Below are 297 nucleotides of genomic sequence, written 5' to 3'. Positions count from 1 at the left end.
TCTTGCGCCGATTGACCAAGGGTTCCTGGGTCAAGCTGATCTGCCCAGGGTAAGTCGGGACCTAAGGCGAGGCCGACAGGCGTAGTCGATGGACAACGGGTTGATATTCCCGTACCCGCTTTGAAGCGCCAACGCTGAACCTCTTGATGCTAAGCCCGTGAAGCCGTCCCGGAGCCTTCGGGCAAAGGGAAGTGGTGGAGCCGGTGACCCAACGGGGTAGTAGGTGAGCGATGGGGTGACGCAGGAAGGTAGTCCAGCCCGGGCGGTGGTTGTCCCGGGGTAAGGGTGTAGGCCGTG

At 62.0% G+C, this 297-nt stretch carries 1 rRNA gene; it reads left to right on the top strand.

Features of this window, described 5'->3' with window-relative positions:
• Nucleotides 1-297: ribosomal RNA gene (locus PUR71_RS28035) — 23S ribosomal RNA — on the top strand; the annotation flags it as partial.

This window comes from Streptomyces sp. SP17BM10 (assembly GCF_036322405.1).
Classification (GTDB): Bacteria; Actinomycetota; Actinomycetes; order Streptomycetales; family Streptomycetaceae; genus Kitasatospora.
Note: the sequence above shows the minus strand (reverse complement) of the source record. Positions and strands in the feature narration are given on the sequence as shown.